Origin of the sequence: Sphingomonas sp. CCH9-E2 (genome assembly GCF_001557215.1) — a bacterium.
In the GTDB taxonomy this organism is placed as follows: Bacteria; Pseudomonadota; Alphaproteobacteria; order Sphingomonadales; family Sphingomonadaceae; genus Sphingomonas.
Genome location: NZ_LSJM01000437.1, coordinates 1 through 14,686 on the forward strand (window position 1 = coordinate 1; position 14,686 = coordinate 14,686).

A 14,686-nucleotide genomic window follows, 5' to 3' on the forward strand; every position below is an offset into this window, starting at 1 on the left:
CCCCCGCGCCGGCTGCAAGCGCGACCCCAGCAGCCGAGGCACCGCAATGACCACGATCGGACCCGGCTTCGTTCCCGCCCCTGTGCTGCGCCTGCCCTGGGGCGCGCTGCTGCTGGTGACGGCAATCGGCATGTTCGGAACCGCGATGCTGTACTCGGCGGCCGGCGGCAGCCTGACGCCCTGGGCGCTCAGCCATGGGATCCGGTTCTGCGTGTTCCTCGCGATCGCGCTCGCCATGTCGCGCGTGCCGGTCGACTGGTACCGTCAGCTGGCCTTCCCGATTTACGGCATCTGCATCGTGCTGATCATCCTGACCGAGATGATCGGCCATGTCGCTGGCGGCGCGCAGAGCTGGCTCGACCTGGGCTTCATGCGGCTTCAGCCATCGGAGCTGACCAAGGTGGCGCTCGTCCTCGCGCTGGCGCGCTTCTACGAGATGCTTCCCGCCGGTGAGACGCGCAAGTTCGGCGCGATCTGGCCCGCCGCCATGTTCACCCTGATCCCGGCCGGACTCGTGCTGATCCAGCCCGACCTTGGCACCGCGATGATGATCATTGCCGGTGGCGGCGCGATGATGTTCCTCGCCGGGGTTCCGCTGCGCCTGTTCATTGCCGGAGGAATGGCCGCCGCCGTCGCGATCCCGCTGATGATCAATTACGGCATGCAGGAGTATCAGCAGAAGCGCGTGCTGATCTTCCTCAACCCCGAACAGGATCCGCTAGGCGCCGGCTATCACATCACCCAGTCGAAGATCGCGATCGGTTCGGGCGGCCTGTTCGGCAAGGGCTTCCTCAACGGGACGCAGGTGCACCTCAATTATCTGCCCGAGGGACATACCGACTTCGTGTTTGCGCTGATCGCAGAAGAGCTCGGGCTGGTCGGCGGCGTCGCGCTGATCGGTGCGTTCGTCGCCCTGTGCCTGTGGGCGGTCGGCGTCGCCACCCGCGCTGGCAGCAAGTTCGAACGACTGACCGCCGCCGCGATCTCGGCCACCATTTTCTTCTATGTCGCGATCAATCTGCTGATGGTGATGGGCATGGCGCCGGTTACCGGAATTCCGCTGCCGCTGGTCAGTCATGGCGGGTCGTCGATGATGACCGTGATGCTCGCGATCGGCATTCTCTTCGCAATCGACCGTCAGAGTCGCCACAGCGCCAGGGCCGCGCGCTGGTGACCGCATTTTTCGCAAAAAGCCTGTTGCATTCCGCAAAAGCCCCCGCTATCCGCGCCACTCCCGAACGCGGCAAGCGGCGCTTCAGCCCCTTTCCTCCGCCCGGAATGGACGCATAGCTCAGTTGGTAGAGCAGCTGACTCTTAATCAGCGGGTCCTAGGTTCGAGCCCTAGTGCGTCCACCATTCCCTGAAAACTGCTAAGCGCGATGCGGTGTTCCGCCCTTGATCGAAATCAGGGAGACGGCGGCCGGATTGAGTGACCGGCGCTCGCTGAACCAAAGCCACAGGCAGGCGTTCCACCCGCATAGGAGACACGCCATGCCCGTCGAGCCGCCCATCCCCGCACAGCCATCGATCCCGCCGCCCGAAGCGCCACCCATGCCCCAGCCCGGCCAGCCTGCGCCAGCGACGCCGGAGATCGAGCCCCCGGCGCCGGATATCGACATTCCCGCGCCCCAGCCGGGTGGAGAGCCGCCCTCAACCCCGGTTCAGCCGGTGGCTTGAGCATATGACATTTACTGATGACAGAAGCGGTTCAACTCGCCGGCCATTGTTTCAGTGGCGGTGAGCAACCCACTGCGAAAAAAGTCTCGTGGGCCTTTTGCGGTGGGCGATGCCTCTAATTGAGTGCGCTGAGTAAATTCCCACACCACGCGTTCAAGTGACGCGGAATAAAGTTCCCACCGAACTTCGATTGATCCAGCCCCTCGAAAGGGCTTCCCGCCCCCTAAGCCTCGAGTGAGCGCCCACGGGACACAGCCATCCATGGAAAAATTCAGAATAGAAGCTCGCAGACGAAGTTCTGAACTGGAAGCATCTGCGCCGAATTCGGCACCCTGCTGCACGCTGATACGTTGCAACCGTAGGGTTTCGATAATGCCATTAGCTTCGGCTTCGGCGTCGAACCCTACATCTTTCCAATACCACGATCCAGCCGGCAGGCACATTAAGCCGCTCTTCTTCTTTCCAATCTTCTGGTCATGGCTCAAGTTGGTTCGGGGCGAGAGAATTCCGACGCCACGGGCCGCAGCATCGCATGCCCAAGCGACTTGTGCGCACGTCAAACAGAAGGCAAAGACAAGCCACTTGACGACCGCAAGATATCGAACCGACATGTGGTTGACCCAATTAGGGCTGAGACGGTTGCGGTTCGTCTGGAACTGGCTGCGGGGAAGTGGGCGTAACCCGAGGGGCTAGCGGCGCGATTTCGGGAGCTTTCATTCCCCTTTTGCCCACCAAGAACCCGAACCGGTAATCCTCTCCGTTCCAGCGGACGCGGATTGTCAACTTCTGCGGCAACGTCTTCAGCTTGATCTTCTGCAGAATGACCTGCCCCGCATAGCTTTCGTCGGGATCGATTGTAGTCCGCTGAACAATGGCGTCGCCAAGCGCGGCACGCGTCTGGTCCAGATTGTCCTGTACACGGGCAAGTGAGTATACGGTACCCGCCGATATCGCAGCAGCTTGAACCTGCCCTACCGCGCTGGGTGCGCTATAGTACGCCCGATAAGTACCCCTCGGAGTGATCATAGTAGCGCGGTATTCGTCTCTCTGACTTGCGGCAGCCGCGGCTGCGAAGCCGCCAGCTACACCGATGGCGATAGCCGCCCACATTGCGCGATTCTTAGCTTTGCGTTCAAGTTCGTCCTTGGTGAAGGCGGCATATTCCTTACCTTCAACTTCCGCAGTGACATTACCCACGTCAAAATCTGAGCCGGTCGCGGATTTGTTCAGAACAGCAACGGAAAACGAAAAGCTGCCATGGTCCATAGGCAGGGTGCTGATCTGAACTGCCCCATTCTTCCCATCAATGTCGATGGTTGGCGTTCCCTTATAAAAGCGAATCGCCTCGTCTCCCAGCCGAACAGGATGAACTACATATTTGTCCTGAGCATAAGCGACGTGAGGCGCGCAAAGAACTAACGCCGCAGCAATGGCCGAAAAATTCCGAATCATGATATCCCCCTGAATTATGGGAGGATATCTGAATTCTAACGAAAAACAACGGGCGTGAGGAACGCGCTCGGCCTGAAGTAAGCATATGTTGCGACAGGGCATAGAGCTGATCACGGCGTGTTGGATAGGACAGTTAGGTCCGAGGCTGCCAGTGACCGTCTTCGATTACCCAGCTGTAGGGGCCCCATAGAACGTTTGCTTTGCTGCATCCACATTATGATGACGCGGAGCATCTCGCCACGCGGCGCGTTGTTCCGGGTGAGAGGATTGAAGCCATGACCGATCGCACGCCCGACCCGCATCCGGACAGCCTTCCCGAAGCCGACCACGATCGGCACAGCGACCTGGAACGTGCGATCGATGACACCAATCGCGACATGGAAAATGTGCAAAACGACGCCCCGCCAGAGGGCGTCGACGGCGCGGTTGGCGGCACTGGCGGGGTCGTCAAAAATCAGGACGACACCGCGCAATAGCGCACGCTCGGCCTACCCCGCCAGCGCTTTCTTCAGCAGGTCGTTGACCACGCCGGGATTGGCCTTGCCGCCCATCGCCTTCATCGTCTGACCGACGAAGAAGCCGAACAGGGCTTCCTTGCCGCCGCGATACTGTTCCAGCTGCCCGGGGTTCTTCGCCAGCACCTCGGCGATCACCGCCTCGATTGCGCCGGTGTCGGACGTCTGCTTGAGCCCGCGTTCCTCGACGATCTTGGCCGCGCTGTCGCCGGTTTCGAGCATGATTTCGAACACCTGCTTGGCGAGGCTGCCCGAGATGGTGCCATCGGCGACCAGGCCGAGCAGCTCGGCGGCCTGCGCGGCGCTGACCGGCGACTCATCGATGCTCTTGCCCAGCTTGTTGAGCGCGCCGAACAGTTCCGACGTGACCCAGTTCGATGCCGCCGCACCCTTCGCGCCCGCGTCCAGCAGCGCGTCGAAATAGCGCGCGGTTTCGACCTCGGCGGTCAGCACGCCGGCATTATACGGCGTCACGCCCGCCGCGATGTAGCGCGCGCGCTTGGCATCGGGCAGTTCGGGGAGCGAGGCGCGGCATGCGTCCAGAAACGCATCGTCCAGCTCGAGCGGGAGCAGGTCGGGATCGGGGAAATAGCGATAGTCGTGCGCATCTTCCTTCGACCGCATCGACCGGGTTTCGCCGCGATCGGGGTCGAACAGGCGCGTTTCCTGCACGATCGTGCCGCCACTCTCCAGCACCTCGATCTGACGCTTCGCCTCGATCTCGACCGTCTGCATGACGAAGCGGACCGAGTTGACGTTCTTGGTCTCAGTGCGCGTGCCGAACTCCGCACCGGGCTTGCGGACCGACACGTTCACGTCCGCGCGCATCGAACCCTGATCCATATTGCCGTCGCACGAGCCGACATAGCGCAGGATCGAGCGTAGCTTGGCGAGGTACGCGCCAGCCTCGGCCGGCGAGCGCATGTCGGGCTTCGACACGATTTCCATCAGCGCGACGCCGCTGCGGTTGAGGTCGACATAGGAGAGACGCGGATGCTGGTCGTGCATCAGCTTGCCGGCGTCCTGTTCGACATGGATGCGCTCGACGCCGATCGTCTTGGTCACGCCATCGAGGTCGATCTCGATCGCGCCCTCACCCACCAGCGGGTGATAGAGCTGGCTGATCTGATAGCCCTGCGGCAGATCGGCGTAGAAGTAGTTCTTGCGGTCGAAGCGCGACCATTTGTTGATCTTCGCGTCGATCGCCATGCCGGTGCGCACCGCCTGACGGATGCACTCGACATTCGGCACCGGCAGCATCCCCGGCATTGCCGCGTCGACAAGGCTGACCTGCGTATTCGGCTCCGCCCCGAACGCGGTCGCGGCGCCCGAGAACAGCTTGGCGTTGGACGTGACCTGGGCGTGGACCTCCAGGCCGATCACGACCTCCCACTCACCGGTTTCGCCTTTGATCCGATACTCGCTCATCTTACCACCACTGCTCCGGCCGCGCCGTGAATCCCGCCCGCTGTTCGATCGCGAGGCTCGCGTTGAGCACGCCCTGCTCATCCAGCGGCTTGCCGATGATTTGCAGGCCGAGCGGCAGCCCGTCCTTGTCCAGACCGCCCGGCACCGACATCGCCGGAATGCCCGCGAGGCTCGACGGCACGGTGAAGACGTCGTTGAGATACATCGCCAGCGGGTCGGCCGACTTCTCGCCCAGCGCGAATGCGGCGCTCGGCGCAGTCGGGGTGAGCAGCAGGTCGCACTGCAACCACGCCCGCTCGAAATCGCGCGCGATCAGCGTGCGGACCTTTTGCGCCTGGGTGTAATAGGCGTCGTAGAAGCCCGCCGAGAGCACATAGGTGCCGATCAGGATGCGGCGCTGCACCTCCGGGCCGAACCCGGCGGCGCGGGTGGCGGCGTACATGTCCTGCAACCCCGCCCCATCGGGCAGGTCGCGCTGGCCGTAGCGCACGCCGTCATAGCGGGCGAGGTTGGACGACGCCTCCGCAGGGGCGATAATGTAGTACGCAGGCAGCGCGTACTTCGTATGCGGCAGTGAGACTTCAACGATCTCCGCGCCCGCATCCTTCAGCCAGTCGATGCCCTGCTGCCACAGCGCTTCGATCTCGCTCGGCATGCCGTCGACACGGTATTCCTTGGGAATGCCGACCTTCTTGCCGCGCAGGTCGGGGTTCAGCCCCTGCTCCCACTTCGGCACATCAAGCTTGAGCGAGGTCGCGTCCTTCGCGTCGAAGCCCGCCATTGCCTCCAGCATGATCGCACAGTCGCGCACGTCGCGCGCCATCGGCCCGGCCTGATCGAGCGACGACGCAAACGCCACCACGCCCCAGCGCGAGCAGCGGCCATAGGTCGGCTTGATGCCCGAAATGCCGGTGAAGGCCGCAGGCTGACGGATCGAACCGCCGGTATCGGTGCCGGTCGCCGCCGGCACGAGCCGTGCGCTGATTGCGGCCGAGCTGCCGCCCGACGAACCGCCCGGCGCGAGCGGGGCGTTACCGCCATCCTTTCGCCGCCACGGGCTGATCACATTGCCGAAATAGCTGGTCTCGTTCGACGATCCCATCGCGAACTGGTCGAGGTTCAGCTTGCCCAGCATCCCCGCGCCCGCATCCCACAATTTCTGCGAGACGGTCGATTCATAGACCGGCTTGAAGCCCTCCAGCATGTGGCTGGCCGCGGTGGTCTGCACGCCCTTGGTGCAGAACAGGTCCTTCATGCCGATCGGCACGCCGGCGAGCGGCTTGAGTGTCTCGCCGGCGGCACGCGCGGCGTCGGCTTCGCGGGCGGCGGCGAGGGCGTGCTCGGGCGTTTCGACGATGAAGGCGTTGAGCGCCTTGGCCGCGCTCACCTTGACGATGAAGGCGTCGGCGACTTCGCGCGCCGAAAATTCGCCCGTGCGGATACCGTCGCGCAGTGCGGCGACGCCGAGATTGGTGACGTCAGTCATTATTCGATCACCTTGGGCACGGTGAAAAAGCCATGCTCGGCCAGCGGCGCATTGGCCAGCACCGCGTCGCGCATGTCGCCGTCGTTCACGACGTCATCACGCAGGCGCAGCGTGTTGGGGATCACGGCGGTCATCGGCTCGACGGACGAGGTATCGACCTCGCCCAGCTGCTCGATCCAGCCGAGGATGTTGTTGAGCTCAGGCGCGAGCCGCTCGGCGTCGGCATCGCTGATCGCGATACGCGCAAGGCTCGCGACCTTCTTCACGGTGGCGGGTTCTACGGACATGGGGGAGCGCCTAGCAGCGACGCCCCCGTTTCAGCAAGCGGGGTTATTCGAACGGATCGCCCACGGGCACGCCGCCGACGAACACCTGACGGCGCTGGACGGGGCGGACTTCGACCTGGCCTGCGTCCAGCCCGGCAATCGCCCGCGGATCCGATACGGCGTCGGTGGAAGACTTGGTCGCCTGGTCCGCATCGACCCATTTCCCATCAACCGGCATGTACCGCTTGACGGCGTCACTGCCCCCATAGCGCGCACTTCTTACCACCCGACTCGGGGTGGCCGGCTCGGTGACAGGGGTAGCTTCGGGTTTGAATTCCGAATGCGCGAGCAGTACTGCCTCCTTGCCTTCCGACAGGAACACCAGCGTGCAGGGTTCACCGCGACATTCCCAGTTCTCGGCTATCGCTTCGCGCAACTCTGGCGGCAGCGGCGTTCCGGCGGGCAGGATACGAAGCGTCTTGTCGAGCGCCTCTTCGCGTACCGCCTGCGTGCCGTCCGGCGCGTCCCAGCGATACTCGGCTGTCGCGGCTTGGGTCGCCCCCTTTCGGATGGCGTCGTTCTTCGACGTCTTGAACCGCTCCAGCGCCTTTCGCCCCGGCTCGCCGAAATCGAACGCAAGCGCGCGCCAGTCGAATTTCTCCGGCGACACCTTACCGGACTCGAGCCGCGCGAGCTGATTGCGGGTCGAGATCGCGTTGAAGCTCGCCAGCGGCGTCGCCAGCAGCAGCGCGACGCCGCAGACGATCATCGCGAGATGCAGGTTCGCGGGCCGCACCCGCTCCGCCCAGCCACCGCGTCCGCGGATCACGCTGGAGAGGTACGCGACCGCCACCACGCTCGCGATCACGACAAAGGTCAGGCCCCACAGCCGCTCCGGCGTGAAGCCATATTGCCCGATGCGCAGCCCGGTCGCGATCGCCGCAATCCCCACCAGCGGCAGTATCGCCACCGCCAGCACCAGCGCCGCCCAGCGCAGCACGCGGTTGCGCGGCGCATCGTCGCCACCATTGCCGATCACCGCATTGACCAGCAGGAGCGCCCCGACCGCGCAGGCAAGCAGGATCGGCGTCGTCGACTTGGTCGCCTCCCACAGCGGCTGAAGCCCGGTGAACGGCAGCGCGATCAGAAACAGCCCCAGTCCGACCGCCAGCACCGGCGCGAGCACCCCCAGCACCAGCATCGCGACATTCTGAAGCAACCCGACGATCCGCCGCTGTTCACGCAGCAGTGCGAGGCCCAGCCCGAATGCCAGCCCGACCAATCCGCGCCAGAACCACTCCTTATCGAGCAGGTCGCGCAGCAGCTTGATACCGATCAGGTCGAACAGCGCCGCCAGCAGAAAGGACAACAGCATCACGACGCCAACGAACGCCCAGCTGAGGCACCACAGCACTGCATTAGTCCAGGCATGATCGTGCGCCAGCGGATAGGAGATGGGCCGAAACCCGCCCTCACGCCCCGCCTGAAACAGCGGCGCCGCAATCCCGATGGCCAGCGCGAGGCAGACCAGCCGCCAGCCCTCGGTCGCGCTCCACCCCGATGTCGCCCCGTTAAAATAGAGGATCAGTGCCGCCACCGCGCCGCAACCCAGCGCAAACGCCGCCGCGCGGATCAGGTCGGTCCGGATCACCACGAACCCGAACAGGATCGCCGACACGCTGACAAAGCTCAGCAGCGTGAGCCGGATCGCGCTGATCTCGGGCTGATAGCCGGTTCCGACGATCCAGTGCACGATCAGCCCTGCGGCCAAGCCCAGCCCGGCGAGGATCGGGGGCAATAGCGGCCAGCGCTCGTCCCGTTGTTCGACCGCTGCGCTCATCCCCTGCCCCCTCGTGATCGTTTGCCAAGCTTGCATCCTTCGCAACCATCGCGCAACGGAAAGCGATTGCCCGGCAGCTCTTCATGCTGCATTGCACAATGGAGAGGCCCGAGTGGCACGCAAGTTCCTCTATATCGTGGCGGTGTTGATCGTGCTCGCGCTTGCAGCGACCTTTGCGTACCGGATCTGGGGTGTGGAACTGCTGCGGCAGGCCATGGTCCCCGGCGGTCGCTTCGAATCACAGGCGGCGCTTCCCGTCGACAGCTACACCCGCGCCGACATGTGGCTGGCTCGCCCCGACAAGCCGGGCAACCCCGCGCTATGGACGCCAAAGGGGATCCAGCCTGCCGACAAGCCCGAAGCGGCGGTGTTCTTCCTTCATCCGACCTCCTACCTCAACCGCGCAAAGTGGAATGCGCCGCTGGATGACAAGGAGGCGAACGACCGCGCCAACCTATTCCTGCGCGGCCAGGCGAGCGCGTTCAACGGCGCGGGGGCGATCTGGGCGCCGCGCTATCGTCAGGCGACGTTCGGCGCGTTCCTCACGACGAAGGCGGATGCGCAACAGGCGCTCGACCTCGCATATCGGGATGTCACCGCCGCGTTTGACCAGTTCCTCAAAGAGGCAGGCGACCGCCCGATCATCCTCGCCGGACACAGCCAGGGCGCCCTGCACCTCACCCGCCTGCTGCGCGATCGCATCGCGAGCAAGCCGCTCGCAAAGCGCATCGTCGCGGCGTACGTCGTGGGCTGGCCGGTGTCGCAGAGTTCCGACCTGCCCGCACTGGGCCTTCCCGAATGCACCGCCGCCGACCAGATCGGCTGCATTCTGTCGTGGCAGAGCTTCGCCGATCCAGCCGATCCGTCGCTGATCCTCGACACCTTCGACGCCTCGCCCGGCTTCACCGGTGCGCCGCGCAAGGGCACGACGATGGTCTGCACCAACCCCGTCACCGGCGCTCCGGCCGCAAAGGACGCGGCGATGTTCGAAGTCGGCAACCTGCTTCCGGCGTCCGACCTGTCCTCGGCCACGCTGGCGAAGAGCCAGACGACGCTACGCTGCGATGGTCGCGGCTTCCTGCTGCTCGGGACAGTGCCGCAGGGGGTTGGCGGGCGCTATGTCCTGCCCGGCAACAACTATCATGTGTTCGATTACACGCTGTTCTGGAGCGATGTCCGCGCCGACGCCGAACGGCGGCTGACCGCCTATCGCACGCGGCGCAGCAGCTGGATCGACTTCTTTTCACGCCGGGCGGTGGGATGATCACCACCGACGCGGCAGCGTTCCGCGATGCCCTGCCCGACGGCGGGCGGCTGCTCGGCCTCGATGTCGGGACCAAGACGATCGGGACGGCGTTGTGCGACGCCGGCTGGTCCTTCGCCAGCCCCGCGCATCTGATCAAGCGCACCAAATTCACCGCCGACAAGGCCGAACTGGCGACGCTGATCGGTCAGCAACAGGTCAAGGGGCTGGTGATCGGCCTGCCCCTCAACCTCGACGGCACCGACAGCCCGCGCACCCAATCGACCCGCGCCTTTGCCCGCAATCTGGCCGACCTCGACCTCCCCATCTTCCTGTGGGACGAACGCTGGTCCACCGCAGCGGTCGAGCGCCAGATGATCGCCGAAGACCTCTCGCGCGCCAAACGTGCCGAACGGGTCGACAAACTCGCGGCCAGCTACATCCTGCAAGGCGCGATCGACGCGCTGGCGACGGGTTAAGCTCCGACTTCGCGCGGCCGCACCAGTCCGCCGCGATCGAAGCGCGCGATCAGTCCGTCCAACGTCCGCGCCGCCATCTCCCCGCGCGGTCGGCTGCGATAGTCGGGCGAGTCGGGGTCGGCGAGTTGCAGGCGTTGGCCGAAGCGCTGGACATCGGTCGCCAGCGTCTCGGCATGCTCGGCAGCCGCAGCTAGCCTTGCCCCCCGCGTCCCGGATCGCATCCGCCGCCCCAGCCGGTGCAGAACGCCGCGATTGGTCGCGGCCGCGGTCGCGAATGAATCGCTCTGCCGCTGCAGGTCCTCGAGATAGCGGAACGACACCACCTGGCCCGGCTGAAAGCCAAGCTGGTCGTCGCCATACGCGACATTGCTGCCCACCCGCACCGCCGCCTCGCGCAGATACAGCGCGGTGACTTCGCGCATCGCCGATGCCGCAGCATCGCAAAACTGCGTCGTCGCCAGAATGGCCGGTGCCGTCCGCGCATCCACCGCATGGCCGAGGATCGCGCATGTGTGGCGCAGCTGGCCCGCAACCTCGGCCTGCCGCGCGATCGCCCGCCGGACCCGGGTCAACCGCTCCAGCGGCGAAGCGTGATTCTCGCGGAACAATTCCCGCGACAGGGCGACCGCCGCCTGCGCCGTCTCGGCATGCGCTTCAAGCGCGGCATCGAGCAGCAGCGTGCGCAGCCCCGCCCAGCGCCACCGGTCGACGATCCAGCTCCATAGCGGCACCGCGACGACCAGCAAGGCGACCTGCGCCGCCATGACCGCAATCACCAGCGCCGGCGCACCGGCCAGCCATGTCTGCCATTGTCCCAGCATCACGTCCCCCCGGCTCGCGATTCTGCATCGGATAGGGGCAAATTGCTTCAAGTGCACGACTCCTTGCGCGCCCCGCCCCGCCCCGCTAACCGGCAGCTTTAATGCAACCGCCGATCGATCATCGCCCCGGCGCCCAGATTCAGGGGCGCGCCGTGTTTCCGCACGCGCACCTGACGGGCATTTCCGGGCTTCAGCCGCACGAAATCCTGTTCCTGCTCGACGAGGCAGAACAATGGATCGAGGCGAACCGCAACCGCGCGCCGGGCGACCATCGGCTCGACGGGCTGACGCAGATCAACGCCTTTTTCGAGAACTCGACCCGCACGCTGCTGAGCTTCGAGATCGCGGGCAAGCGGCTCGGCGCGGACGTCGTCAACATGCACGCCGCGCAGTCGAGCGTGAAGAAGGGCGAGACGCTGATCGACACCGCGATGACGCTCAACGCAATGCGCGCCGACGTGATCGTGATCCGCCACATGAGCTCGGGCGCGGTGCAGCTGATCGCCGACAAGGTCGATTGCCCCGTGCTCAACGCCGGGGACGGCAGCCATGAGCATCCCACCCAGGCATTGCTCGACGCACTGACCATCCGCCGCCGCCGGGGCAGCATCGCACATCAGCGCGTGGTGATCTGCGGCGACATCCTGCACAGCCGCGTCGCGCGCTCCAACATCCTCGCGCTCACCGCATTGGCCGCAGAGGTGCGCGTGGTCGCCCCCTCGACGCTGATGCCCGCCGCGATCGAGAAGATGCACGTGACCCCCTTCACCGATTTCGATGCGGCGCTGGAGGGCGCGGACGTGGTAATGATGCTGCGGCTTCAGAATGAACGCATGTCGGGCGCCTACATCCCGTCGACCCGCGAGTATCACCTCAATTACGGCCTGACGCTCGAACGGCTGAAGCGCGCCAAGCCCGATGCGCTGGTGATGCACCCCGGCCCGATGAACCGCGGGGTCGAGATCGATTCAGCCGTGGCTGACCTGCCCGGTCGCTCGGCGATCACCGAACAGGTCGAGATGGGCGTCGCGGTGCGCATGGCGTGCCTCGACGTGCTGACCCGCCGCGCGCGCGGCGTGGAGGGCTGGGCATGAACCGCATCTTCCGAAACGCCCGTCTGATCTGTCCCGCGGGTGGCGAGCGCAGCGGCGACCTGTTCGTCGCGGACGAGCGGATCGTCGAGTCTGCCCCCGACGGTGCCGAGGTGATCGACTGCGGTGGCAAGCTGCTCGCCCCTGCCCTCACTGACCTCGGCGTCTTCGCAATGGACAAGGCGGCGTGCCGCGCCGGCGGGATTGCGCGCGTTGGCCTGATGCCAGACCAGTCGCCCGTGCTCGACGGCCCAGGCCTGGTCCAGCGCGCCGCGGACATGGGCAAGCCGGAGCTGTGGGTCCACCCGATCGCCGCCGCAACGCGCGGGCTGGAGGGTGTGGACCTCGCCGAATATGCCACCAACGCCGACGCCGGTGCGCGCGCCGTGGGCACCGGGCGCGGGTGGATCGCGGATAGCGGCGTGATGCGCCGCGTGCTCGCCTATGCGCGCGATTGCGGGCTGGTGGTCATCTCCCACCCGGAGGACGCCGGGCTGACCCGCAATGCGGTAGCGACCGAAGGCGAGACCGCGACCCTCCTTGGCCTCCCCGCCGCCCCCGCGATTGCCGAGGCGCTGGCGGTTCAGCGCGACCTGACACTCGCCGAAGCGACCGGTGCTGCGATCCATTTCCGCCAACTGACCACCGCAGCCGCGTTCGACCTGGTGCGGGCGGCCAAGGCGCGCGGGTTGCGCGTCACCTGTGGCATCACCCCGGCGCATTTGCTGCTGTCCGACATCAACCTGTCCGACTTCCGCACCTTCGCACGCCTCTCGCCCCCGCTGCGCGACGACAGCGACCGCCTGGCCGCACTCGCAGCGTTGACGGACGGGACGATCGATGTGCTGTGCTCGGGCCACGATCCGCGCGGGCCGGAGGAAAAGCGCTTGCCCTTCGCGGACGCAACGCCGGGCATGGCGGGTGCGGCGACGGTGCTGACGCTCGGTCTGGGACTGGTTCGCGACGGTCATCTGACGCTCGACCGCCTGTTCGCGCTCGTCGCGCGTAACCCTGCACAGATCCTCGGCATCGACACCGGCACGCTCGCGCCGGGCATGCCCGCGGACCTGGTGCTGGTCGATCCCGAAGCGCCGTGGCAGATCGTCGCGGACACCATGCCGGGCAAGGCGGGCAACACCCCGTTCGATGGCCTGCCGGTTCAGGGCAAGGCGCTGCGCCTGTTCAAGGGCGGCAGCGAGGTTCGCTGAATCGAAAAGGGCCGGGAGCGACCCCGGCCCTTGCTCTTCCAGTCATTTGGTTCAGCGCGACGCGCTGCGCACCCATCCCGCCGGCTTGTCGCCCGCAGCGGTGCGCACGAAGCAGCTGCCACCGTCGCCGCGCACTTCGCGGCACAACGCATCGGCATCGGCGCGCGACAGGCCACCGACCGCCAGCCGCTGGAACGCGCCCGCCTTGGTCGAGATGCTGGCGCTTGCCGGGGTCAGGCTCTTGAGCTGCGGCGTGCGGCGTACCATTCGGCCCCATGCGTCGCGGGCAACGCCGATGCTGTCATAGGCGCCGAGCTGGACATACCAGCTGCCCTTGGCAAAGCGCTGGGTCGACGGCACGTCCATGCGGACCGGCTTGGTCGCACCCACGCTGGCGACCGAGGTTTCGGCGCGCACGGCGCGAGCCGGGATCGCCTGAACGATCTCCTGTCGCGGGGCGAACACCACCTGCTGGCCGCTCGGCGCAGTGATCGACGGCCCTTGCGCGACTTCGGCTGCCGCAACATCGACGCTCGTCGCGGCTACCGCAGCGACCGCCTCGACCGGCGCGGCGCCGGGCATATAGGTTTCGACCGGATCCGCGACCTGTGCCGCCGCGACCGCGCTCGTCATCGAATGCGCCAGCGCCAGCCGCTCGGGCTGGCCCTTGTCGGCGATCGGCGTGACGCCGAGCAGCGACGCGACCTGATCATAGGCGTTCTGCGGGCGGGCAAAGCTCGCCCACTGCATCATGCGGCCATCGACCTGATCGGGCGACAGGTCGAGCGCAGCAATCGCCCGCGCCTGCGGCCACTGGCCCGCGAGCGCAAGGCTGAGCGCGAGGTTCTGGCGCGTCTTGGCATCGGCACCCGGCTGGCGCGCGATCTCCATCAGCAGCGCGACCGCGCCCGCGGGATCGCCCGCCAGCGCCATGGCGAGTCCGCGATCGCTCGCCGGGATGGTCGCGCTATGCGTCGCCAGCGTCTGGCGCGCCACGTCCCACTCGCCGGTAGCGATCTGTGCCAGCGCGAGGTTGAGCGCGGTGCGGCCATTGGCCGGGTCGAGCGACAGCGCCTCGTTCAGTGCCTGCGCCGCCGACACGAAGCGGCCCGCGAACAGATAGGTTTCGCCGAGCAGCTTGCGATATTCACCGTTGCGCGGGTCGAGCGTGACAGCCGCC

General features: G+C 66.1%; 15 protein-coding genes and 1 tRNA gene. 8 read left to right on the forward strand and 8 right to left on the reverse strand.

What is annotated here, in order from left to right; all coding sequences use genetic code 11:
- Nucleotides 1–46: 46 nt before the first annotated feature.
- The 3 genes from rodA (at nt 47) to AX681_RS22175 (ending at nt 1,677) form a co-directional block, all read left to right on the forward strand.
- Nucleotides 47–1,174 carry a rod shape-determining protein RodA gene (rodA, locus tag AX681_RS19435; protein WP_066660184.1) on the forward strand — a complete coding sequence of 376 codons (1,128 nt, stop codon included), beginning with the start codon at nt 47–49 and terminating at the stop codon, nt 1,172–1,174.
- Nucleotides 1,175–1,280: 106 nt separating this feature from the next.
- A tRNA-Lys gene (locus AX681_RS19440) sits at nt 1,281–1,356 on the forward strand.
- 135 nt (nt 1,357–1,491) lie between these two features.
- Nucleotides 1,492–1,677 (forward strand): hypothetical protein, encoded by a 186-nt coding sequence (locus AX681_RS22175; protein ID WP_156442740.1) that lies wholly within the window; start codon nt 1,492–1,494, stop codon nt 1,675–1,677.
- An 11-nt stretch (nt 1,678–1,688) separates the two neighbouring features.
- Here AX681_RS22175 and AX681_RS22180 read toward each other — a convergent pair whose 3' ends face one another.
- The gene (locus AX681_RS22180; protein ID WP_156442739.1) at nt 1,689–2,162 is read right to left on the reverse strand and encodes a hypothetical protein; all 474 of its coding nucleotides are present in this window, start codon (nt 2,160–2,162) and stop codon (nt 1,689–1,691) included.
- Nucleotides 2,163–2,301: 139 nt separating this feature from the next.
- Complete coding sequence (locus AX681_RS19445; protein ID WP_066660181.1) at nt 2,302–3,129, reverse strand: hypothetical protein; 828 nt, start codon at nt 3,127–3,129, stop codon at nt 2,302–2,304.
- 275 nt (nt 3,130–3,404) lie between these two features.
- On the opposite strand from AX681_RS19445, the gene AX681_RS19450 reads away from it, so the two are divergent.
- A complete protein-coding gene (locus AX681_RS19450) occupies nt 3,405–3,605 on the forward strand; it encodes a hypothetical protein (RefSeq protein WP_066660178.1) in 201 nt (66 codons plus the stop codon).
- A gap of 12 nt (nt 3,606–3,617) precedes the next feature.
- Here AX681_RS19450 and gatB read toward each other — a convergent pair whose 3' ends face one another.
- The 4 genes from gatB to AX681_RS19470 are packed head-to-tail and all read right to left on the reverse strand — an operon-like array spanning nt 3,618 to nt 8,664.
- Entirely contained in the window at nt 3,618–5,072 is a 1,455-nt protein-coding gene (gene gatB, locus AX681_RS19455; protein ID WP_066660176.1) for an Asp-tRNA(Asn)/Glu-tRNA(Gln) amidotransferase subunit GatB, read from the reverse strand.
- A 1-nt stretch (nt 5,073) separates the two neighbouring features.
- Nucleotides 5,074–6,558 (reverse strand): Asp-tRNA(Asn)/Glu-tRNA(Gln) amidotransferase subunit GatA, encoded by a 1,485-nt coding sequence (gatA, locus tag AX681_RS19460; protein WP_066660169.1) that lies wholly within the window; start codon nt 6,556–6,558, stop codon nt 5,074–5,076.
- On the reverse strand, nt 6,558–6,845 hold the full coding sequence (gatC, locus tag AX681_RS19465; protein ID WP_066660166.1) for an Asp-tRNA(Asn)/Glu-tRNA(Gln) amidotransferase subunit GatC: 288 nt from the start codon (nt 6,843–6,845) through the stop codon (nt 6,558–6,560). The genes gatA and gatC overlap by 1 nt, the downstream gene beginning before the upstream one ends.
- A 43-nt stretch (nt 6,846–6,888) precedes the next feature.
- On the reverse strand, nt 6,889–8,664 hold the full coding sequence (locus AX681_RS19470) for a DUF4153 domain-containing protein (protein WP_066660163.1): 1,776 nt from the start codon (nt 8,662–8,664) through the stop codon (nt 6,889–6,891).
- A 112-nt stretch (nt 8,665–8,776) separates the two neighbouring features.
- On the opposite strand from AX681_RS19470, the gene AX681_RS19475 reads away from it, so the two are divergent.
- Both AX681_RS19475 and ruvX read left to right on the forward strand, forming a co-directional pair.
- A complete protein-coding gene (locus AX681_RS19475) occupies nt 8,777–9,928 on the forward strand; it encodes a DUF3089 domain-containing protein (protein WP_066682647.1) in 1,152 nt (383 codons plus the stop codon).
- A complete protein-coding gene (gene ruvX / locus AX681_RS19480; RefSeq protein WP_066658537.1) occupies nt 9,925–10,386 on the forward strand; it encodes a Holliday junction resolvase RuvX in 462 nt (153 codons plus the stop codon). Before AX681_RS19475 ends, ruvX begins: the two co-directional genes overlap by 4 nt.
- Here the strand turns inward: ruvX and AX681_RS19485 are convergent.
- On the reverse strand, nt 10,383–11,207 hold the full coding sequence (locus tag AX681_RS19485; protein WP_066682649.1) for a hypothetical protein: 825 nt from the start codon (nt 11,205–11,207) through the stop codon (nt 10,383–10,385). The genes ruvX and AX681_RS19485 overlap by 4 nt on opposite strands.
- A gap of 101 nt (nt 11,208–11,308) precedes the next feature.
- On the opposite strand from AX681_RS19485, the gene AX681_RS19490 reads away from it, so the two are divergent.
- Together AX681_RS19490 and AX681_RS19495 are read left to right on the forward strand one after the other, a co-directional pair.
- The gene (locus tag AX681_RS19490) at nt 11,309–12,301 is read left to right on the forward strand and encodes an aspartate carbamoyltransferase catalytic subunit (protein ID WP_066657934.1); all 993 of its coding nucleotides are present in this window, start codon (nt 11,309–11,311) and stop codon (nt 12,299–12,301) included.
- Entirely contained in the window at nt 12,298–13,506 is a 1,209-nt protein-coding gene (locus AX681_RS19495; RefSeq protein ID WP_066657933.1) for a dihydroorotase, read from the forward strand. The genes AX681_RS19490 and AX681_RS19495 overlap by 4 nt, the downstream gene beginning before the upstream one ends.
- A gap of 51 nt (nt 13,507–13,557) precedes the next feature.
- On the opposite strand, the gene AX681_RS19500 is transcribed toward AX681_RS19495, so the two are convergent.
- Nucleotides 13,558–14,686: SPOR domain-containing protein (locus AX681_RS19500; RefSeq protein WP_066682652.1), on the reverse strand; the 1,129-nt coding region annotated here is incomplete at its 5' end.

Excerpts from the sequence above, each read along its gene's own strand:
- AX681_RS22175 (WP_156442740.1), top strand. The coding sequence starts at position 1,492 with ATGCCCGTCGAGCCGCCCATCCCCGCACAGCCATCGATCCCGCCGCCC.
- AX681_RS19485 (WP_066682649.1), bottom strand. The coding sequence starts at position 11,207 with ATGCTGGGACAATGGCAGACATGGCTGGCCGGTGCGCCGGCGCTGGTG.
- gatB (WP_066660176.1), bottom strand. The coding sequence starts at position 5,072 with ATGAGCGAGTATCGGATCAAAGGCGAAACCGGTGAGTGGGAGGTCGTG.
- AX681_RS19490 (WP_066657934.1), top strand. The coding sequence starts at position 11,309 with ATGCAACCGCCGATCGATCATCGCCCCGGCGCCCAGATTCAGGGGCGC.
- gatA (WP_066660169.1), bottom strand. The coding sequence starts at position 6,558 with ATGACTGACGTCACCAATCTCGGCGTCGCCGCACTGCGCGACGGTATC.
- AX681_RS19470 (WP_066660163.1), bottom strand. The coding sequence starts at position 8,664 with ATGAGCGCAGCGGTCGAACAACGGGACGAGCGCTGGCCGCTATTGCCC.
- rodA (WP_066660184.1), top strand. The coding sequence starts at position 47 with ATGACCACGATCGGACCCGGCTTCGTTCCCGCCCCTGTGCTGCGCCTG.
- gatC (WP_066660166.1), bottom strand. The coding sequence starts at position 6,845 with ATGTCCGTAGAACCCGCCACCGTGAAGAAGGTCGCGAGCCTTGCGCGT.
- AX681_RS19450 (WP_066660178.1), top strand. The coding sequence starts at position 3,405 with ATGACCGATCGCACGCCCGACCCGCATCCGGACAGCCTTCCCGAAGCC.
- ruvX (WP_066658537.1), top strand. The coding sequence starts at position 9,925 with ATGATCACCACCGACGCGGCAGCGTTCCGCGATGCCCTGCCCGACGGC.
- AX681_RS19445 (WP_066660181.1), bottom strand. The coding sequence starts at position 3,129 with ATGATTCGGAATTTTTCGGCCATTGCTGCGGCGTTAGTTCTTTGCGCG.
- AX681_RS19495 (WP_066657933.1), top strand. The coding sequence starts at position 12,298 with ATGAACCGCATCTTCCGAAACGCCCGTCTGATCTGTCCCGCGGGTGGC.